Source organism: Mesorhizobium sp. B1-1-5, assembly GCF_006443065.1.
Taxonomy (GTDB): domain Bacteria; phylum Pseudomonadota; class Alphaproteobacteria; order Rhizobiales; family Rhizobiaceae; genus Mesorhizobium.
The window spans coordinates 1-19,135 of the sequence record NZ_VFWS01000100.1 but is presented as its reverse complement, the minus strand read 5'-3'; the positions used below and the strand labels follow the sequence as shown (position 1 = coordinate 19,135).

The 19,135-nt window shown below is 63.8% G+C and carries 19 protein-coding genes; 2 read left to right on the top strand and 17 right to left on the bottom strand.

Annotated features, from left to right (window positions below; genetic code table 11):
• The coding region (msrB, locus tag FJ980_RS23270; protein WP_140546080.1) for a peptide-methionine (R)-S-oxide reductase MsrB at positions 1-249 on the top strand (249 nt) is incomplete at its 5' end.
• A 62-nt stretch (positions 250-311) separates the two neighbouring features.
• Here the strand turns inward: msrB and FJ980_RS23265 are convergent.
• The 13 genes from FJ980_RS23265 to FJ980_RS23205 form a co-directional block, all read right to left on the bottom strand.
• On the bottom strand, positions 312-608 hold the full coding sequence (locus FJ980_RS23265; protein WP_140546079.1) for a hypothetical protein: 297 nt from the start codon (positions 606-608) through the stop codon (positions 312-314).
• 10 nt (positions 609-618) lie between these two features.
• Positions 619-1,059 (bottom strand): hypothetical protein, encoded by a 441-nt coding sequence (locus tag FJ980_RS23260; protein ID WP_140546078.1) that lies wholly within the window; start codon positions 1,057-1,059, stop codon positions 619-621.
• A gap of 22 nt (positions 1,060-1,081) precedes the next feature.
• Positions 1,082-1,342, bottom strand: a complete 261-nt coding sequence (locus FJ980_RS23255; RefSeq protein WP_140546077.1) for a DUF2312 domain-containing protein — start codon at positions 1,340-1,342, stop codon at positions 1,082-1,084.
• A 152-nt stretch (positions 1,343-1,494) separates the two neighbouring features.
• On the bottom strand, positions 1,495-4,953 hold the full coding sequence (gene pyc, locus FJ980_RS23250; protein ID WP_140546076.1) for a pyruvate carboxylase: 3,459 nt from the start codon (positions 4,951-4,953) through the stop codon (positions 1,495-1,497).
• A 269-nt stretch (positions 4,954-5,222) separates the two neighbouring features.
• Entirely contained in the window at positions 5,223-6,341 is a 1,119-nt protein-coding gene (locus FJ980_RS23245; protein ID WP_140546075.1) for a branched-chain amino acid ABC transporter substrate-binding protein, read from the bottom strand.
• Between the two features lie 136 nt (positions 6,342-6,477).
• Positions 6,478-6,825, bottom strand: a complete 348-nt coding sequence (locus FJ980_RS23240; protein ID WP_095767236.1) for a DUF6867 family protein — start codon at positions 6,823-6,825, stop codon at positions 6,478-6,480.
• A 117-nt stretch (positions 6,826-6,942) separates the two neighbouring features.
• Positions 6,943-7,671: an ABC transporter ATP-binding protein gene (locus FJ980_RS23235; RefSeq protein WP_095767235.1), complete on the bottom strand. Its 729-nt coding sequence runs from the start codon at positions 7,669-7,671 to the stop codon at positions 6,943-6,945.
• Entirely contained in the window at positions 7,671-9,080 is a 1,410-nt protein-coding gene (locus FJ980_RS23230) for an ATP-binding cassette domain-containing protein (RefSeq protein WP_140546074.1), read from the bottom strand. The genes FJ980_RS23235 and FJ980_RS23230 overlap by 1 nt, the downstream gene beginning before the upstream one ends.
• Positions 9,080-10,675 carry a high-affinity branched-chain amino acid ABC transporter permease LivM gene (gene livM / locus FJ980_RS23225; RefSeq protein ID WP_140546073.1) on the bottom strand — a complete coding sequence of 532 codons (1,596 nt, stop codon included), beginning with the start codon at positions 10,673-10,675 and terminating at the stop codon, positions 9,080-9,082. Before livM ends, FJ980_RS23230 begins: the two co-directional genes overlap by 1 nt.
• Before the next feature lie 5 nt (positions 10,676-10,680).
• Positions 10,681-11,583, bottom strand: a complete 903-nt coding sequence (locus FJ980_RS23220) for a branched-chain amino acid ABC transporter permease LivH (RefSeq protein WP_140546072.1) — start codon at positions 11,581-11,583, stop codon at positions 10,681-10,683.
• Between the two features lie 339 nt (positions 11,584-11,922).
• Entirely contained in the window at positions 11,923-12,924 is a 1,002-nt protein-coding gene (locus FJ980_RS23215; protein ID WP_140546071.1) for a 4-hydroxyproline epimerase, read from the bottom strand.
• Positions 12,925-12,940: 16 nt separating this feature from the next.
• Complete coding sequence (locus tag FJ980_RS23210; protein WP_140546070.1) at positions 12,941-14,251, bottom strand: FAD-binding oxidoreductase; 1,311 nt, start codon at positions 14,249-14,251, stop codon at positions 12,941-12,943.
• Between the two features lie 14 nt (positions 14,252-14,265).
• On the bottom strand, positions 14,266-15,201 hold the full coding sequence (locus FJ980_RS23205; RefSeq protein WP_140546069.1) for a dihydrodipicolinate synthase family protein: 936 nt from the start codon (positions 15,199-15,201) through the stop codon (positions 14,266-14,268).
• Between the two features lie 68 nt (positions 15,202-15,269).
• On the opposite strand from FJ980_RS23205, the gene FJ980_RS23200 reads away from it, so the two are divergent.
• Positions 15,270-15,974 (top strand): GntR family transcriptional regulator, encoded by a 705-nt coding sequence (locus FJ980_RS23200; RefSeq protein ID WP_246676520.1) that lies wholly within the window; start codon positions 15,270-15,272, stop codon positions 15,972-15,974.
• 27 nt (positions 15,975-16,001) lie between these two features.
• Here FJ980_RS23200 and FJ980_RS23195 read toward each other — a convergent pair whose 3' ends face one another.
• The 4 genes from FJ980_RS23195 to FJ980_RS34775 all read right to left on the bottom strand — a co-directional run bounded on the left by FJ980_RS23195 (position 16,002) and on the right by FJ980_RS34775 (position 18,930).
• Positions 16,002-16,319: a hypothetical protein gene (locus FJ980_RS23195; protein WP_140546068.1), complete on the bottom strand. Its 318-nt coding sequence runs from the start codon at positions 16,317-16,319 to the stop codon at positions 16,002-16,004.
• A 268-nt stretch (positions 16,320-16,587) separates the two neighbouring features.
• Positions 16,588-16,890: a hypothetical protein gene (locus tag FJ980_RS23190; RefSeq protein ID WP_140546067.1), complete on the bottom strand. Its 303-nt coding sequence runs from the start codon at positions 16,888-16,890 to the stop codon at positions 16,588-16,590.
• Between the two features lie 385 nt (positions 16,891-17,275).
• Positions 17,276-18,772 carry a CoA-acylating methylmalonate-semialdehyde dehydrogenase gene (locus FJ980_RS23185; RefSeq protein WP_140546066.1) on the bottom strand — a complete coding sequence of 499 codons (1,497 nt, stop codon included), beginning with the start codon at positions 18,770-18,772 and terminating at the stop codon, positions 17,276-17,278.
• On the bottom strand, positions 18,769-18,930 hold the full coding sequence (locus tag FJ980_RS34775) for a hypothetical protein (protein WP_181181291.1): 162 nt from the start codon (positions 18,928-18,930) through the stop codon (positions 18,769-18,771). The genes FJ980_RS23185 and FJ980_RS34775 overlap by 4 nt, the downstream gene beginning before the upstream one ends.
• Between the last annotated feature and the right edge of the window lie 205 nt (positions 18,931-19,135).

Genomic DNA, 19,135 nt, shown 5'->3' with positions numbered 1-19,135 from the left:
GGCTGCGACCAGCCACTGTTCGAATCCAAGCTGAAGTTCGAGAGCGGCACCGGCTGGCCGAGCTTCAACGATCCGGTCCAGGGCTCGATCGAGACCACCGTCGACCGCAGCTACGGCATGGTGCGCACCGAATGCCATTGCGCGCGCTGCGGCAGCCATCTCGGCCACGTTTTCGAGGACGGCCCGCCGCCGACCGGCCTGCGCTACTGCATCAATGGCGTGGCGCTGCGCTTCGAGCCTGCGGCCTGATCTGGGCTTCCAGTCTTCGCAAAGGGCGGCCTCGGCCGCCCTTTTTCATGCTCCATCCGGCTCTACGCAACGACCGTCGCGATCAGCCAGAGCGCGGAACCGAGCATCATCAGCTGCGCCTTGAAATTCCCGACCTTCTCCGCGGTCCGCCAGACGGCGACCGTCAGAAAAATGGTGTAGGGAACGGGGAGGAAATGCACCGCCAGCACCAGCCAGAGCGGCAGCTTCAACCCGAGCAGGCCCAGCGCCAGCGCCGAGGAGGCGATGTTCAAGATGGTACCGACCAGCAGCATATCGCGCCAGAACAGCCGGTCGAGCGGAACCTGGCCTCTCCAGCGCGAACGGAAAAAACCCGTCATCGCCGGCGACTTATCGCTGCCCGAGAATTTCGGTCACGGCTTCTTCGAAGCGTGAGCATTCCCTCACCAGCCAGTCGGTCATGGCCGGCCAATTGTCCTCGGCGTAGCAGTTCACCCGCCACATCGAGTTGATGCCGAGACTTTCGCAGCTCTGCTCGGGCCTGAGCTTCAGCCTGGCCTCGATCGCCGGCTGGAACGGTTTCAGCCGCGACCAGGACTCCGTGGCGCCGAACTTCTCATTGCGCCCGAAGAAGACGCCGACATGGTTCTGCGCCGGCGCGACATACATCGAAAGGACCAAAGCGAAATCCGGCAGCCCGCGCTGCCAGAACCACGGCCCGCGCCGAGCGAGCCTTTGCCTTTCTTGCGGGTGCCGTTCGGCGAACAGCGCCCAGAAGCCGCGATGGCGGAACTCCGAGGCGCGACGGCCGCCGAAGTCGAATTCGTTCATGGCCGGTCTCCGGCCACGCGCCTCAGACCATGCCGAGGGCGGCCTTGTAGAGATCGAGTATCGACTCTTCTTCCTGGCGCTCGGCCTGGTCCTTCTTGCGCAGCCGCACGATCGTGCGAACCGCCTTGGTGTCGAAGCCGGTGCCCTTGGCTTCGGCATAGACATCCTTGATGTCGTCGGAGATTGTCTTCTTTTCTTCCTCGAGCCGCTCGATACGCTCGATGATGGTGCGCAGCTGGCCGGCGGCTACAGTCTGGCTGGTCTCGGTGATTTCGTCGGCCATTTTTCTCTCCGCGTCTTCTGGAGCCGTGGCGATTCCCGCCACGGCAAATTGGAGCGGGTTCCCTGCCCGAGCGGGCGCGGCGGGTCAAGACACTTGTCGAGCGCCTGTGGACGGTTGCTGCCAACCGCCCTTCAAGCATCGCGCTGCGACCGTCATTTAAATGCGATCAACAGATCCTTCGCATCGATCTGATCGCCGGCCTTGACCAGCACCTCGGCGATCTCGCCGTCGCGTTCGGCGTGGAGTGCGGTTTCCATCTTCATCGCTTCGATCGAAAGCAGCACGTCGCCCGCCTTGACGGCCTGTCCGGGCGCGACGGCAAGCGCCGATACGACGCCGGGCATCGGCGCGCCGACATGCCCCTCATTGCCAGGCTCGGCCTTGCGGCGTGCCTTGGCGGCGGAAGCGCCATGCGCCCTGTCCGGCACCTTGACGCGGCGTGGCTGGCCGTTGAGCTCGAAGAACACGGTGACCATGCCCTTCTCGTCGACATCGCCGAACGCCTGGCAGCGCACCACCAGCGTCTTGCCCTTCTCGATGTCGAGAAAGATCTCGTCTTCCGACTTCATGCCGTAGAAATAGGTCGGCGTCGGCAGCACGCTGACCGGCCCGTAGGTCTCCTGTGCCGCGGCGAAGTCGGTGAACACCTTCGGATACATCAGCCACGATGCGAATTCATACTCCGAGAGCTTGCGGTCGAGCTTGCCCTCGATGTCCTTGCGGCTCGCCTTGAGGTCGGCGGGCTTTAGCAGCGAGCCCGGTCGAACCGTAATCGGCTTTTCGCCCTTCAGCGCCTTCTTCTGCAGCGCTGCCGGCCAGCCGCCTGGCGACTGGCCGAGATCGCCGCGCAGCATCGACACCACCGAATCCGGGAAGGCAATGTCTTTGGCCGAGCTCTCGACATCGGCGACGGTGAGATCCTGGCTGACCATCATCAGCGCCATGTCGCCGACCACCTTGGATGACGGCGTCACCTTGACGATGTCGCCGAACATCAGGTTGACGTCGTGATAGCCCTGCGCCACCTCATGCCAGCGCGTCTCCAGGCCAAGCGAGCGCGCCTGTTCCTTGAGGTTGGTGAACTGGCCGCCCGGCATTTCGTGCAGGTAGACCTCCGAGGCGGGTCCCTTGAGATCGCTCTCGAAGGCGGCGTACTGGTTGCGCACCGCTTCCCAGTAGAAGGAGATGCGGCGGATCCATTGCGGATCGAGACCGGGGTCGCGCTCGGTGCCTTTCAGCGCCTCGACGATCGAGCCGAGGCAGGGCTGCGAGGTGTTGCCGGAGAAGGAATCCATCGCCGCGTCGATAGCGTCGGCGCCGCTCTCCACCGCCGCCAGCACCGTCGCCGCCGACAGCCCTGACGTGTCGTGCGTGTGGAAATGGATTGGCAGGTCGGTCGCCTCGCGCAGCGCCTTGAACAGCACGCGCGCCGCGGCCGGCTTCAACAGGCCGGCCATGTCCTTGACGGCGATGATATGCGCGCCTGCCGCCTCCAGCTCCTTGGCCAGCCCGACATAGTATTTCAAATCGTACTTCGCCCGCGCCGGATCGAGGATGTCGCCGGTGTAGCACATCGCCGCTTCTACCAGCTTGCCCTCGGCGCCCACCGCGTCCATGGCGACGCGCATATTCTCGACCCAGTTAAGGCAGTCGAAGACGCGGAACAGATCGACGCCACCGGCCGCCGCTTGGCGGACGAAATGCTGGACGACATTGTCGGGATAGTTGGTGTAGCCGACGCCGTTGGCGCCGCGTAAAAGCATCTGCAGAAGAAGGTTGGGCGCCGCCTCGCGCACTTTGCTCAGCCGCTCCCACGGATCCTCGGTAAGGAAGCGCATGGCGACGTCGAACGTCGCGCCGCCCCAGCATTCCAGCGAGAGCAATTGCGGCAGCGCCCGCGCATAGGTGCCGGCGATGCCGGCGATGTCATAGGTGCGCATGCGCGTGGCGAGCAGCGACTGGTGGCCGTCGCGCATCGTCGTGTCGGTGACCAGCACCTGTCGCTCCCCGCGCATCCAGGCCGCGAATTTCTCGGGACCCAGCGCGTCGAGCCTCTGCTTGCTGCCGTCCGGAACATGCCCGTTGAGATAGGGCACCACGGGTGCCGCCGCAGTCGCCTTCGGCATCGGCCGGCCGCGCGTCTCGGGGTGGCCGTTGACGCTGACATCGGCGAGGTAATTGAGCAGCTTGGTGGCGCGGTCCTGCCGCTTCACCTGCTCGAATAGTTCCGGCGTCGTGTCGATGAACCTGGTCGTGTAGGAATTGTCGGCGAAGCGCGGGTGATTGATGATCGCTTCGAGGAAGGTGAGGTTGGTGGCGACGCCACGAATGCGGAACTCGCGCAGCGCCCGGTTCATGCGCGAGATCGCCTCGCCGGGCGTCGGCGCCCAGGCCGTCACCTTTTCGAGCAGCGGGTCGTAGAAGCGGGTGATGACCGCGCCCGAATAGGCGGTGCCGCCGTCGAGCCGGATGCCGAAGCCCGCCGCCTCGCGATAGGCGGTGATGCGGCCGTAGTCCGGAATGAAATTGTGCTCCGGATCCTCCGTAGTGATGCGGCACTGCAGCGCGTGGCCGTTCAGCCTGATGTCCTTCTGCACCGGCACGCCCGATTGCTTCGTGCCGATGGCGAAGCCGTCGAGGATGTGGATCTGCGCCTTGACGATGTCGATGCCCGTCACCTGCTCGGTGACGGTGTGCTCGACCTGGATGCGCGGATTTACCTCGATGAAATAGAACTTGCCGGTGTCGGCGTCCTGCAGGAACTCGACCGTGCCGGCGCCGATATAGCTGGTCTCGCGCGCGATCTTGAGCGCATAGTCGCAGAGCTCCTGGCGCAGCTCCTCGCTGAGATAGGGCGCCGGCGCGCGCTCCACGACCTTCTGGTTGCGGCGCTGGATCGAGCAGTCGCGCTCGAACAGATGCACCGCATTGCCGTGGGTGTCGCCCAGCACCTGCACCTCGACATGGCGGGCGCGCTCGATAAGCTTTTCGAGATAGACCTCGTCCTTGCCGAAGGCGGCCTTGGCCTCGCGCTTGCCTTCCATCACCTCGCGCGCGAGGTCGGCCTCGGCGCGGATGGCGCGCATGCCGCGGCCGCCGCCGCCCCACGAGGCCTTGAGCATCACCGGATAGCCTATTTGCGCGGCGAGCTTCTTGACCTCGCCCATGTCGTCCGGCAGCGGATCGGTTGCCGGAACGACCGGCACGCCGACCTCGATCGCCAGGTTGCGCGCGGCGACCTTGTTGCCGAGCCGGCGCATCGTTTCCGGCTTCGGGCCGATGAAGGTGACGCCGGCCTCGGCGCAGGCCTCGGCAAATTCCGGGCTTTCCGACAGCAGGCCGTAGCCGGGATGGATGGCGTCGGCGCCCGACAGCCTGGCGACCCGGATCACCTCCTCGATCGACAGGTAGCTTTCGATCGGACCCATGTCCTTGGCCAGATGCGGTCCGCGGCCGACCTGATAGCTCTCGTCGGCCTTGAAGCGGTGCAGCGAATATTTGTCTTCCTCCGCCCAGATCGCCACGGTTTTGAGGCCGAGCTCGTTGGCCGCGCGGAACACGCGGATGGCGATTTCGGACCGGTTGGCGACGAGTATCTTCGTGATGGCCAAGGAGTAGGCTCCAGCAGCGGAAGGGAGATGAACCGGCGCAATGATTAACGTGAAAATGCTGCAGCGCAAACAAATTTGCGCGACAGCTAAAACGATTTAAGTCGCCTGTTTGCGCCAAATCATCATTGCTGTTCTTCGAACACGGATCATGGGTGGTGGACGGGTATTGCCCGGGGCGCGGCGCGGAGCTTCCGGTTGGCCTCGCCCGCAACGAAAATGCCCGGCGCGAGCGCCGGGCATCCCCGAAAAATCGGCTTGAGTTTGCCGGCTTATTTCTCGAAGTAGCTGTACTTGCCGTCGTCGCCCTTCTTCCATTCATAGATGACATAGTCAGGACGGGTGATGTCGCCCTTGGCGTCGTAGCCGATGTCACCGATGGCGGTCTTCCAGGTGTTGGCCCTGATCGTCTCCGCAACCTTCTGCGCGTCGTCGGCCGAGCCGGTCTTGGCGATGGCCTGGGCGATGATCTGCACCGCGGCATAGGAGTAGAGCGTGTAGGCTTCCGGCTCGAAGCCGTTGGCGCGGAACTTCTCGACCACTTCCTTGGCGGCCGGGTTCTTGCGCGGATCCGGAGCGAAGGTATTGAGCGTGCCGGCAACAGCGTCGCCCGCGATCGAGGCCAGTTCGTTGGAGACGATGCCGTCGCCCGAGAACAGCGGCGCCTTCAGGCCCTGATCGGCCGACTGACGGATAATCAGGCCGGCTTCGGTGTGCAGGCCGCCCCAGTAGATGAGCGTGACGCCGTTTTCCTTCATCTTGGCGATGAGGGCCGAGAAGTCCTTGTCGCCGACATTCACGCCTTCGTACAACACTTCCGTGATGCCGTTGGCGTTGAGGTTCTTCTTGGTTTCGTCGGCGAGGCCCTGACCATAAGGCGTCTTGTCGTGGATGATGGCGATCTTGGCATCCTTGAAGTTCTTGGCGATGTAGTCGCCGGCCACCTTGCCCTGCTGATCGTCACGACCGCAGGTGCGGAAGGTGTTCCACATGCCGCGCTCGGTGAACTTCGGGTTGGTCGCCGCCGGCGTGATCTCGAGGATGCCGTTTTCCTGGTAGACTTCCGAGGCCGGGATCGACACACCGGAGTTGAAATGGCCGTCGACGAACTTGACGCCGTCGGCGACGAACTTGTTGGCGACCGAGATGCCCTGCTTGGGATCGGAGACGTCGTCACCGATCTCGAGCTTGAGCTGCTGGCCATTGACGCCGCCCGCCGCGTTGATGTCGGCGACCGCCTGTTCCGCGCCCTTCTGCAGCTGTGCGCCGAAGGCGGCGTTCGGGCCGGTGATCGGACCGGCGACGCCGATCAGGATGTCAGCGGCCCACGCGCTGCCGCTGAACGCGACGAACGCGGTCAGCGCAACGGCGGACAAGAGTGATTTTTTCATTGAAACGCTCCCATTTACGGAGTGGGCGTGGATGATACTTTCATGCGATGCCCACCCTTATCGCAGAAAGCATAGAATGCCGATTTTCAGGCACTTGTCACGCCGATTCATCCCCGAAACGGCGTAATGGTGAACGTCAACCTTTCGGTTTCCAGCTTAACAAGGAAGCTCTTTCATAGAGCCAGTTATACTGCGTGACCATTTGGTTGGTGCGCGTGTATTGATAGCCGAGGAAGCCCAGTATCATCAGGACGATGGTGTCGACGATATAGTAATGCAGCGAGAACATCGTGCCGCCGAACAAGGCGTGATGGATGAACCTGACGCCGATACCGAGACCGAGCAGGAAGAAAAACAGCCGCAGATACGTGCTCCAGGTCTGAGCCGCCGCTTTGCCTGTCATCCATGCCGCCCCGCCGCCAAGCAGGCCCGTGACGAACAGAAACTGCCAGATCGAGGCTTCTTCGTAGATAATGCCCTGCATGATTGATGTCCCCAGATCTTAGCATGATCCCGAAAAGTTGCAGACTTTTCGGAGAAGATCATGCTTCAAGAACAAAACCTTAGAGCGAGATGGCGATCCTGGGAAAGTCATCGCGCTCTAGTGATGTCCGCCTTCGAGATAGGCGGCGCGCACTTCCGGATTGGCGAGCAATTCCTTGCCGGTGCCGCTCATCGTCACATTGCCGTTGACCATGACATAACCGCGCGTGGCGAGCTTGAGCGCGCCGAAGGCGTTCTGCTCGACCAGGAACACGGTCAGCCCCTGCGTCTTGTTGAGCTCGCGGATGGCGTCGAAGATCTGCTTGACGATCAGCGGCGCGAGGCCCAGCGACGGCTCGTCCAGCAACAAAAGCTTCGGCCGCGCCATCAGCGCGCGCCCGATCGACAGCATCTGCTGCTCGCCGCCCGACAGCGTGCCGCCGCGCTGGGCGATGCGCTCTTTCAGCCGCGGGAACAGCGTGAACACCCTCTCGACGTCCTCGTCATAGTGCTTGAGGTTGTCGAGGCTGGCGCCCATCTGCAGATTTTCCATCACCGTCATGCGCGGAAAGATGCGTCTGCCTTCCGGGGATTGCGCGATGCGCAGGCGTGCGATCTCATGCGTCGGCATCTTGGTGATGTCGGTGCCGGCGAAGGTGATGGTTCCGGTGCGGGCGCGCGGCGCGCCGAAGATGGTCATCATCAGCGTCGACTTGCCGGCGCCGTTGGCACCGATCAGCGCCACGATCTCACCCTGGTTGACGCTGACATCGACGCCGTTCAGCGCCCGGATGTTGCCGTAGTAGGTTTCGACGCCCTTGATGTCGAGCAGCGTTGTGCCGGCCATTATTTACGCCCTCCACGCATCGCGGGCTTGGCCGCCGCTTCCTTCGCCAGCGTCTTCGCCTGGCCGATCCAGTCTTCGCGGGCAATGCGCCCGTCAAAGGCGAGATAGGCTTCCGCGGCCTCGATATCGGCCTTCTTCCAGGCCGCTATCTGGTCGAAATGGAAGATGCCGTGCTCGTTGAGCTTGCGCTCGTTGACCGGGCCGATGCCTTTGATGCGGATCAGGCTGTCAGCCTTGCCGCCGCGTGGCGCGTCGAGGCGATTCGAGATGCTGCCGGCTTTCGCCGGCGCCTTGCCGGGGGCCTTCTTTGCAGGGGCTTTCGCCGTCGGCTTGCCTTTCGCGGCGGCCGACTTTGTCGCTGGCGCTGGAACCGGTTTGCTGGTTATCGATGCGGCGCGCGCGTCGACTTGCGCCGCCTTCGAGGCGCCCTTCGACACCGTGACCCGCTCGCCCTTATTCCCATGTTCGACCGAATCGGAAACCGGCCCGGCCATCATCGAAGCGGAATTTCCCGGCCCATGCGCGGAATCGGGGCCGGTATCGAGCTGCTCGATCACGTCCTCATCGCCGACCTCGGTCAGCACCGTCTCAACCTCCTCGTCGTCGACGCCGAGATAGGCAGCGATGACGCGCGGATCGGTGCGGACCGACGCCGGATTGCCGTCGGAGATCTTGCGGCCGTATTCGAGCACGACGACATGGTCGGAGATCTGCATCACCACCGACATGTCGTGCTCGATGAGCAGGATCGACGTGCCGGTGCTCTTGATGCCCATCAACAGCTCGTTGAGCGCCGCAGATTCCTTCGGATTGAGGCCGGCGGCCGGTTCGTCGAGGCACAGAAGCTCCGGCCCCGTGCACATGGCGCGCGCGATTTCCAGGCGCCGCTGCGCGCCATAGGGCAGGTCGCCGGCCGGATCGTCGGCGCGCTCGACAAGATCGGCCTTCTCCAGCCAGTGCCTGGCGAGCTCGATCGACTCGGCCGAGGCCTGGCGATAGCTCGGAAAGCCGAACAGGCCGAGAAGCGTATAGCCCGAAGCCTTCATCAGCTTATTGTGCTGCGCGACCAGGAGGTTCTCCAGCAGCGTCATGCCCGAGAACAGGCGGATGTTCTGGAAGGTGCGCGCCACCTTGGCGCGGGCCGGGATCTCGTGGTTGGGCAGGCGCTCGAGCAGATAGGTCGAGCCGTCGTTCCGGTTCAGCGTGATCATGCCTTCAGACGGCTTGTAGAAGCCGGTGATGCAGTTGAACACCGTCGTCTTGCCGGCGCCGTTCGGACCGATCAGCGCGGTGATCTCGCCGCGCCTGGCCTGGAACGACAGGTCGCCGATGGCGACCAGGCCGCCGAACTTCATCGACAGATGCTCGACCTGCAGGATGAAATCGTTCGAGGAAGGGGTCGCGTTCATCAGCCGTGCCCCTCCTTGGTGAAGGAGCTTGAAACCGCTCTTCGCTCCTTCAGGAAGGCCGTCGGCTCGCGGCTGCCGACGAAGCCGCGCGGCTTCCACAGCATGACGATGACCATGGCCATGCCGAAAAGCAGCATGCGGTAGAGTTCAGGCGTGAAATCGGGACCGAAGACCCGCTTCAGGAAGTCGAGTTCCCGCAACGCTTCGGTGCCGCCGATCATCACCAGCGCCGCTACGGCGATGCCGACCAGCGAACCCATGCCACCGAGCACGACGATGGCGAGGACAATCGCCGATTCCAGGAAGACGAAGGATTCGGGGCTGACGAAACCTTGCCGTGCGGCGAAGAACGAACCGGCGAAGCCGCCGAACATGGCGCCGGTGGCGAACGCCGTCAACTTGGTGGTGGTGGTGTTGATGCCGAGCGAGCGACAGGCGATCTCGTCCTCGCGCAGCGCTTCCCACGCCCTGCCGACCGGCAACCGGCGCAGCCTGATGGTAACGAAGGCCGTCAAAAGACAGAGTCCGAGGATCAGATAGTAAAGGAAGATCTTGTAATAGGCGCTCGACGTGGCGATGTGCAGCACCTTGGCGATGTAGTTCGGGTCCGAGACGTTGAACGACATCAGGCCGAAGAAGGAGACTTTTGGAATGCCGGAAATGCCGGCCGAACCGTTTGTCACCTCGCGCCAGTTGATCAGGACGAGGCGGATGATCTCGCCAAAGGCAAGGGTGACGATCGCCAGATAGTCGCCGCGCAGCCGCAGCACCGGGAACCCGAGCATGACGCCCCAGAAGGCGGCCATGCAGCCGGCGGCCGGAAGCAGGATCCAGAAGGAGAGGCCGAAATGCGTGCCGAGCAGCGCGTAGGCATACGCGCCGACGGCATAGAAGGCGACGTAGCCGAGATCGAGCAGGCCGGCGAGGCCGATGACGATGTTGAGCCCCCAGGCCAGCATCACATAGATCAGGATCTGGATGCCGAAATTGTCGACCCACTTCAGAGAGCCCTGAAACCCTCCCGCCATCGATCCTGTTACCAGCGCAAGCACCAGCACGACGACGATCGGATAGAGCGCCAGCGCGCTGATGCCCAACGCCGAGAAATGGGCGTGGATGAAGGCCCGGAAATAATACATTACCCAGGCGACGGCATAAATGATCGCTAGCGCCCGTACAAAGCGCGCGTAGCCGGCAAGGTCGGGTCCGAGCAGCCCGTCAAGCGAGCCGGCCAGCACAAACAGCAAGGCTGCGACAACGACCGCGGCTATGAAATAAGGCATCCTGAAGAAGCGTGCCGCCATGGTGTCGGGCAGCAGGCCTGTGTCGATGTCGGCGATCTTCAGGCTGGCCACGAAGGGCTGGCCATAGGCGACATACAGGAAGCGGCCCCCGGCGGTGGCGATGACCACCAGGGCGAGCAGGCCCCAGCGCTGCACCAGGATCAGTTCGTTGGAGATATTCTGATCGGTCCTGAGACCGATAAACAGCACGAACAGGCCGAGCGCGATGGCGCCTGCATAGAGCGCTTCGCGAAAAGCGCGCTGAACTGGAGTAGCGACGGTGTCGCGCTCCGAAGACACGGTAACGGCCATCAGGATCAGACCTTTTCGACTTCAGGCCGGCCGAGAATGCCGGAGGGCAGGAAGATGAGCACGATCGCCAGGATCGAGAAAGCGGCGACGTCCTTGTAGTCGATCGAGAAATAGGCCGACCACATGCTCTCGATGAAGCCGATGAGCAATCCTCCGAGCACCGCGCCAGGTAGCGAGCCGATGCCGCCAAGCACGGCCGCCGTGAAGGCCTTCACGCCCGGCACGAAGCCGTCCGAGAACACCACGACGCCGTAATACATCAGGAACAGGGTACCGGCGACGGCGGCAAGAGCAGCGCCCATGATGAAGGTGATGGAGATGGTGCGGTCGACGTCGATACCGAGCAGCGCAGCCATCTTGCGATCCTGCTCGCAGGCGCGTTGCGCCCGCCCGAGCGCGGTTCGGTTGACCAGGTACCAGAAGATCGCCAGCAGCGCGATGGTGACGATCACGATGATGATCTGCTTCAACGAGATGCTGATGCCGTCGATCGTGTAGACTTGGCTGACCAGCGGCGGGATCGGCTTGTTGCGCGGGCCTTGCGTGACCTGCACGAAATTGGACAGCGCGATCGACATGCCGATGGCGGTGATCAGCGGCGCCAGCCGGAACGATCCGCGCAGCGGCCGGTAGGCCACCTTTTCGATCGTCCAGTTGTAGAGGCTGGTGAGAAGCATGGCGACGATCATCATGATCAGAAGCGCCACCACGACCGGCACCGAATAGAATAACGCGCCGAGGATCAGGAAGACGATGAGGGCGGTGAAGGCGCCGACCATGAAGATATCGCCATGGGCGAAATTTATCATGCCGATGATGCCGTAGACCATCGTGTAGCCGATTGCGATCAGGCCATAGATAGATCCCAGCGTCAGCCCATTGATAAGCTGCTGGACGAAATACTGCATATTTACGCGGCTCCCCTGGAATGTCGCCCGTTTCCGGGTCGCACTCCTTTTCGTATTTCCCCTAGTCGTAAAGTCTCGAGCCCGGATTGCAACGTGATTTTTCAATCGCCGGGCGTGTTTTGGAAGCACGCCGCCCGATTGTCCGTTTTTCGTACCCGGCCCCCTGGACTATCGCGGACCCTATCATTGGCACAACGCAATGTCTTTGACGATTCAGCCCTATAATGCCCACCCGCTCGAAGAAATCGCCGTCAAAATAAGTTGATGAGAAGATTTCTTGCGCGAACAGAGGCTGCCCATTTTGCGCGGCACACCTTCCGTTGCGTGAGGCCGTGACGCTTATGTGACGACGAATCCATGCGCGAACGGATCGCGGTCGTCGATGAAGATGGTGTTCAATCCTGTCATGCGCGCCCAGCCGCCGATCGAGGGGATGATCGCCGGCTTGCCGGCCACGCTGACCTCCTTTTCGACCTTGCCTTTGAACAGCGAGCCGATGATCGATTCATGGACGAAACTGTCGCCGGCCTTGAGCTTGCCCTTGGCATGGAGCTGCGCCATGCGCGCCGAGGTGCCGGTGCCGCAAGGGCTGCGGTCGATCGCCTTGTCGCCGTAGAAGACGGCGTTGCGCGCATCGGCCTCGGCATGTTTCGGCTTGCCCGTCCACAGCATATGCGACAGCCGGTTGATGCCGGGGTTCTCCGGATGCACGAAGGAGTATTTCTCGTTGAGGCGCTGGCGCACCACCGGGCTCCAGGCGATGAGGTCGCCGGCCGAATAGTCGGCCATGTCCCGGTAATTCTTCTGCGGCTCGACGATGGCGTAGAAATTGCCGCCATAGGCGACGTCGACGCTGATCTCGCCAAGCACCGGGCATTCGATGGTCAGGCCTTCGGCGTGGAGGAAGGACGGCACGTTGGTGATGCGCACCTCCTCGACATATTCGCCGACCTGCTTGTATTCGGCGACGACCAGGCCGGCCGGCGTGTCGAGCCTGAGCACGCCCGGCGTCTTCGGCTTTATCAACCCGTGCTCGATGGCCATCGTGACTGTGCCGATGGTGCCATGCCCGCACATCGGCAGGCAGCCCGAGGTCTCGATGAACAGGATGGCGATATCGCAGTCCTCGCGCGTCGGCGGGTAGAGGATCGACCCCGACATCACGTCATGGCCGCGCGGCTCGAACATCAGTCCGGTGCGGATCCAGTCAAATTCGGCGAGGAAATGCGCTCGCCGCTCCATCATCGTCGCGCCCTCGAGCAACGGGCCGCCGCCAGCGACCAGGCGCACCGGATTGCCGCAGGTGTGGCCGTCGATGCAGAAGAAGGATTTCTTGGCCATGGCTGCTCTCTTGCTGTCAGAACCGTTGCGGGCGGAAAGGGGCGAGATCGAGGGGCGGAGTCTGCCCGAGAACGAGATCGCGGATCAAGCGGCCGGTCGCCGCCGACTGGGTCAGGCCGAGATGGCCGTGACCAAAAGCGTAGTAGACGTTCGGCGCGCGCGAGGCGCCGATCACCGGCAGGGAATCCGGCAGCGAGGGGCGAAAACCCATCCACTCGCGGCCGCCCGACGGATCGAGCCCGGGCAGGAAGCGCTTCGCCTTCTCCAGCATCGCCTTCGAGCGAGCGAAATTCGGCGGCCGCTCGATGCCGCCGAGCTCGACGGCACCGCCGACGCGCAAGCCGGTCTCGAGCGGCGTGATGACGAAGCCATGGCCGGAAAAGATCAGCTGCCGTTTCACGTCGAAGGCCGACACCGGCAGCGTCGTATTGTAGCCGCGCTCGGTTTCAAGCGGGATGCTGTCGCCGAGATCCCTTGCCAGGAGATGGGACCAGGCGCCCGCGGTGATCAGAAGCGTCTTTGCCGTCCGCCTGCTGCCGTCGGCCAGTACGATCGAGGCGCCCTTTGCGTCGGCCTCTATGCGCGCGACCCGCGCATGCTCGAAACGGGCGCCAAGCTTTTCCGCATAGGCCCAGATCGATTTGCCGAGCAGCTTCGGATCGGCGACCGTCTTCCAGCCCGGAACGAAGGTGCCCTTGACGAAGCGCGGCGAAAGACCCGGTTGCAGCGCTGCCATCTCTTCGCCCTCGACATGGCGAAAGCCGATGCCGAAACGCTCGCGCTCGGCCCAGCCGGGCAGCGAGGCGCGGAATTCCGCCTCGCTCTCATAGAATTCCAGCGAACCATCCTTGCGCAGCATCGGCCGCGTGCCGGAGCGGTCGAGCAGCGCCATCCATTCGGCTTCGGCGAGCTTCATCATGCCGGCCTGCGCCGCCAGACTCGCTTCGTGGTGCCTGGCGGCGCCCGCCCGCCAGAAGCGGATAAGCCAGGGCAGCAGCTTGGGCAGATAGGCCGGCGGGATGGTCAAAGGTCCGAGCGGGTCGGCGAGCCATTTCGGCAATTGCCGGATCATGCCCTTATGCGCCAGCGGCAGCACGTCGGAGAAGGCGAAGGCGGCGGCATTGCCGGAACTCGTCTCCTCGCAGATGCCGGTGCGGTCGAAGACGGTGACGCTGCGCCCGGCCTCGCAGAGCAGGGTCGCGGCGCAGATGCCGATGATGCCGCCGCCGATGATGGCGATGTCTTCCGCTTCTCCCCGTGCACCGGCAGAAGATGCCCCAGTGGCGGAGCGCCGCTCCTGTTCCGAGGATTTGGAATTTCCTGGCACGTCGGTGCTGTCCCTTATTCGGCCGCCGCCATCTTCTCCACCGATCGAGGAGACGTCTGCAGCGCCGGCAGCGTCGGTCGCACCGCCAGCGCGTCCCGGACGATGTTCTCCACCGCCTTGCGGCGTTCGCCCGACAGCGGCTGGCGCGGCATGCGCACGCGATCATTGGTACCGATCGCCAGCACTTCGGCAAGCTTGATGTTTTGGACCAGATAGGTCGAGACATCGAGGTCGAGCAAGGGCCGGAACCAGCGATAGATCGCCAGCGCCTCGTCGCGGCGGCCCTGCCGCATCAGCTGGTAGATCGCGACCGTCTCGCGCGGGAAGGCGGTGACGAGGCCGGCGACCCAGCCGATGGCGCCGACCGACAGCGCCTCGAAGGCGAGGTTGTCGACGCCGGTGAAGAGGTCGTAGCGGCTGCCGAAGCGGTTGATGATCTCGGTCGAGCGGCGGATATCGTCGGAGGATTCCTTGATGGCGACGAAGCGGTCGTCCGACGCCAGCTCCTCCATCAGGTCGATGGTGACATCGACACGATAGGCGAGCCGGTTGGAATAGATCATCACCGGCAGGTCGCCGGCTTCGGCGACGGCGCGAAGGGCGGCGACCGTCTCTTGCGGGTCGGTGTGGTAGATCGGGCTCGGCACCACCATCAGGCCGTCGGCGCCTTCCTTGGCGGCGCGCTTGGCGATAGCAGCGGCCTCACGCGTGCCGGGCTCGTTGACGGTCAGCAGCACCGGCTTGTCGCCGGCGACTTTCCGCGCCGCCTTCAGCACCTCGATCTTCTCGTCAGGCGACAGCATGGGTCCTTCGCCGAGCGAACCGCACACGATGATGCCGTCGCAGCCGGCCTCCATCTGCAGCCCGTAGCAGCGCTCCATCTCGGCATGGTCGAGACGGTCGTCGGCGGTGAATTTGGTCGTGACGGCGGGGAAAACTCCGGCCCACATGGCTATCTCTCCTCTGATATATCAGCCGTATATCTACTAAGGATTCGCCTGTCAACGCTGAATCACTTATGATATATGAAAAATATATCAGGAGCCCGCCATTGATCTCCCCGCTGATATCCGTCGAGGCGAATGCGACCTTCGAGCCGGCGGCGACCAAGGCCTATCGCGCGCTTGAGCACATGATCGTCACGCTCGAGCTGGCGCCGTCGGGCTTCGTCACCGAAGGCGCGCTGATCGAGCGGCTGGGTCTCGGACGCACCCCGGTGCGCGAGGCGATCCAGCGGCTCGCCTGGGAAGGGCTTCTCGACATCAGACCCCGCGCCGGCATCGCGGTCGCGCCGCTTCACGCCGGCGACTGGCTGCGGGTGCTGGATGCGCGGCGCGGCATCGAGGTGGTGCTCGCCCGCTCGGCCGCCCGCTTCGTCACCCGCGAGGCCGCCGACCTGTTCCATGAGGCGGCCCTGGCCATGCAGAAGGCGGTGATCTCGAGCAATGTGCTTGCCTTCATCCAGGCCGACAAGGCGCTCGACGAAGCGCTGGCGATCGCCGCCGACAACCCCTTCGCGGCACGTGTGGCGGCCCCCTTGCAGACCCACAGCCGCCGCTTCTGGTATCGCTACAAGGCCGATACCGGTCTCGCCGAATCGGCCGAGCACCACGTGGCGCTGATCCGTTCCATCCTCGACGGCGACGAGGAAGCCGCCGCCAAGGACGCCAAGAAGCTGATGGCGCTGCTGCGCGGTCATGCCGAGGTGGCCGCCACGCGCTGAGCAGGACCAGCGCCTGCTCGAGGCGTCTCAGCCGCCCGGCTGCCCGACCGCGGTGGCCAGCGTGTCTTCCCACCCCTCGCCAGCGGCCAGGATGCAGCTCTGGCCTTTGACGTCGGTCATCAGGATGGTCCAGGTTCCGCCTGCCGAGACGAACACCTCGAAGATGGCGACTTGTCCGGCCACGCCATAGCCCAGCCGCTTCTCCTCGAATGCCTCCGCCAGCCTCGCGACCAGATAGTCATGGCCGCCGCAGATGACTTGCGCCCGCGCCGGAACTGCCGACAGCGCCACCATGGCGCCAACGGCCGCAAGCTTGACCCATTGAAACGAAAATTCGCGTGCCATGGGGCACCTCCTTTGCCTTCGCATTCCGGCAAGGGAGGCACATTCGGCCGCCTCAGTGTGCCGGAAGGCTCCAGGCCGGATTGGACGTCTTCATCGCGTCACTCCTTCTGGCTTCCGGTCTGTCGTCGGGAGATCATGACTCCCTGGATTCGATATGGTGAAGCTCCGCTCCGTAAACAAGCGGCGCCGCGGAGAGCGCCTTGCTTGGCGCCACTTGACGCCCGAGCGCAGGAGCCGTTGTGGCGCTCACCCCGGCTCCCTGCCGGTTTCAGGCGCCCGGCATCGCTGCCGTAATCGTCGGGCTGTCCCAGCCCTCGCCGACGGAAAGCACGCAGCTCTGGCCTTTGGTATCGGAGGCGAGCACCGTCCAGCTTCCCTGGTCGGAGACGAAGATCTCGAGCACGACGTTTGGATTGATCAGGCCGCGCCCGGCCTCGGTTTCGTGGAACTTGTCGCCAAGCGCCTTGATGATGTCGGCGCGCGCCGCGCATTGCGCCGCCGCGCTCGCCGGCACGGCTCCAACGGTCATCGCCGTCGCCGCCAACATTGCCGCCACAACAAATCGTGTCATCTGACACCTCCTCGCGCCAGACGAGAACCCCGGCTTGAACCGGCGCTGCTTGGTTGCCTGCACGCATGGCAGGAATACAGCCTAAGGCAGATGGTGGTCTGTTGGTTCCATCACACGGCGATGGAATTATTAGAATATGCGGATGCTCTCGACGTGCCGCGCGTCGAATCATGCAGTGGAATTGCACCGCCATGACACGGCGCCGAAAGCGAGAGTGATGCTTGATAAAAAGAAAGCGCGGCTTGCACCGCGCTTCCTCAGGTCTGCTTCGAAACCGTCGGGCTAGTTCATCGTCGGAATGACGAATTCCGCGCCGTCCTTGATGCCTCGCCGCGCGCCCGCAGCCACGAAGTGGCGAGGACGCGCAAACGAGCAAACCGTCGGGCTAGTTCATCGTCGGGATGACGAATTCCGCGCCGTCTTTGATGCCCGACGGCCAGCGCGAGGTGACCGTCTTGGTCTTGGTGTAGAAGCGGAACGCGTCCGGACCGTGCTGGTTGAGGTCGCCGAAGGACGACGCCTTCCAGCCGCCAAAGGTGTAATAGGCGATCGGAACCGGGATCGGCACGTTGATGCCGACCATGCCGACCTGGACTCTGGATGCGAAGTCGCGCGCGGCGTCCCCGTCGCGGGTGAAGATGGCGACGCCGTTGCCCATCTCGTGGTCGTTGGCGAGCTTGATGGCATCCTCGTAGCGCGGCGCGCGCACCACCGAGAGCACCGGCCCGAAGATTTCCTCCTTGTAGATGCGCATGTCGGCGGTCACGTTGTCGAACAGGCAGCCGCCCATATAGTAGCCGTTCTCATAGCCCTGCATCTTGAAGCCACGGCCGTCGACGACGAGCTTGGCGCCTTCCTTGATGCCGATATCGACATAGCCCTTGACGCGCTCCAGCGCCTGTGCCGTCACCAGCGGGCCGAAATCGGCGGAAGAATCGGTCGAGGGACCGACCTTCAGGCTTTCGACGCGCGGCACCAGCTTTTCCATCAGCCGGTTGGCGGTGTCGTTGCCGACCGGGACGGCCACCGAAATCGCCATGCAGCGTTCGCCGGCCGAGCCGTAACCGGCGCCGATCAGCGCGTCGACCGTCTGATCCATGTCGGCGTCGGGCATGATGATCATGTGGTTCTTGGCGCCGCCGAAGCACTGCACGCGTTTGCCGGAAGCGGTGCCGCGCGAATAGATATAGTGCGCGATCGGCGTCGAGCCGACGAAGCCTATCGCCTTGATGTCCGGATCGTCGAGGATGGCGTCGACCACTTCCTTGTCGCCATTGACGACGTTGAGGATACCGGCCGGCAGGCCGGCCTCGATGAACAGTTCGGCGATGCGGATCGGCACGCCCGGATCGCGCTCCGACGGCTTCAGGATGAAGGCGTTGCCGCAGGCGATGGCCGGCGCGATCTTCCACAGCGGGATCATGGCCGGGAAGTTGAACGGCGTGATGCCGGCGACGACGCCCAGCGGCTGGCGCATCGAATAGACGTCGATGCCCGGGCCGGCGCCGTCGGTGAACTCGCCCTTCATCATGTGCGGAGCGCCGATGCAGACCTCGACCACCTCGAGGCCGCGCTGGATGTCGCCGCGCGCGTCGGCGATCGTCTTGCCGTGCTCGCGCGCCAGTATGTCGGCCAGCTCGTCATAGTCCCGGGCGACCAGCTCGAGGAATTTCATCAGCACGCGCACGCGGCGCTGCGGGTTGGTGGCGGCCCATTTCGGCTGCGCCGCCTTGGCGTTCTCGACCGCGGCGCGCAGTTCCGCCTGCGAGGCTAAAGCCACCGTGCCGCGCACGGAGCCGTCCATCGGCTGCATCACATCCTGCTTGCGCCCGCTGGTGCCGGCGACACGCTTGCCGCCGATGAAATGACCGTATTCGATCATGCTTTCTCTCCCTGTTTTGGTGTTGACGCATTGTCCGCCTTTGCGGCGGCGATGGCAACGCGAGGAAGATCGCAACCGTTGTGCGGAAAATAGACAACGATCCAGAGGTGTGCATTAATTGCCGCAAATGATGGATTGCCTGCCGTGAAGGATTTCATAGGTTGAGTTTTGTCGCGCCCCCCTCTGTCCTGCCGGACATCTCCCCCTCTTGGGGGGAGATCAGATGTCGCGGCGGATTTCGCCAATCGCCGAAAGCGCTGTCGGTGAAGCTGCTAATCTCCCCCCAAGAGGGGGAGATGGCCGGCAGGCCAGAGGGGGGCGCGAAGGAACGCAGCGTTGACAATCACAGAGCGGACCACTCCC

Coding starts and splice junctions, on each gene's coding strand:
- FJ980_RS23255 (WP_140546077.1), bottom strand. CDS start 1,342: ATGGCCGACGAAATCACCGAGACCAGCCAGACTGTAGCCGCCGGCCAG.
- FJ980_RS23190 (WP_140546067.1), bottom strand. CDS start 16,890: ATGACACGATTTGTTGTGGCGGCAATGTTGGCGGCGACGGCGATGACC.
- FJ980_RS23205 (WP_140546069.1), bottom strand. CDS start 15,201: ATGTGGGCCGGAGTTTTCCCCGCCGTCACGACCAAATTCACCGCCGAC.
- FJ980_RS23185 (WP_140546066.1), bottom strand. CDS start 18,772: ATGATCGAATACGGTCATTTCATCGGCGGCAAGCGTGTCGCCGGCACC.
- FJ980_RS23260 (WP_140546078.1), bottom strand. CDS start 1,059: ATGAACGAATTCGACTTCGGCGGCCGTCGCGCCTCGGAGTTCCGCCAT.
- FJ980_RS34775 (WP_181181291.1), bottom strand. CDS start 18,930: ATGAAATCCTTCACGGCAGGCAATCCATCATTTGCGGCAATTAATGCA.
- FJ980_RS23195 (WP_140546068.1), bottom strand. CDS start 16,319: ATGGCACGCGAATTTTCGTTTCAATGGGTCAAGCTTGCGGCCGTTGGC.
- FJ980_RS23200 (WP_246676520.1), top strand. CDS start 15,270: ATGATATATGAAAAATATATCAGGAGCCCGCCATTGATCTCCCCGCTG.
- FJ980_RS23265 (WP_140546079.1), bottom strand. CDS start 608: ATGACGGGTTTTTTCCGTTCGCGCTGGAGAGGCCAGGTTCCGCTCGAC.
- FJ980_RS23230 (WP_140546074.1), bottom strand. CDS start 9,080: ATGAACGCGACCCCTTCCTCGAACGATTTCATCCTGCAGGTCGAGCAT.
- FJ980_RS23235 (WP_095767235.1), bottom strand. CDS start 7,671: ATGGCCGGCACAACGCTGCTCGACATCAAGGGCGTCGAAACCTACTAC.
- FJ980_RS23245 (WP_140546075.1), bottom strand. CDS start 6,341: ATGAAAAAATCACTCTTGTCCGCCGTTGCGCTGACCGCGTTCGTCGCG.
- livM (WP_140546073.1), bottom strand. CDS start 10,675: ATGGCCGTTACCGTGTCTTCGGAGCGCGACACCGTCGCTACTCCAGTT.
- FJ980_RS23215 (WP_140546071.1), bottom strand. CDS start 12,924: ATGGCCAAGAAATCCTTCTTCTGCATCGACGGCCACACCTGCGGCAAT.
- FJ980_RS23220 (WP_140546072.1), bottom strand. CDS start 11,583: ATGCAGTATTTCGTCCAGCAGCTTATCAATGGGCTGACGCTGGGATCT.
- FJ980_RS23240 (WP_095767236.1), bottom strand. CDS start 6,825: ATGCAGGGCATTATCTACGAAGAAGCCTCGATCTGGCAGTTTCTGTTC.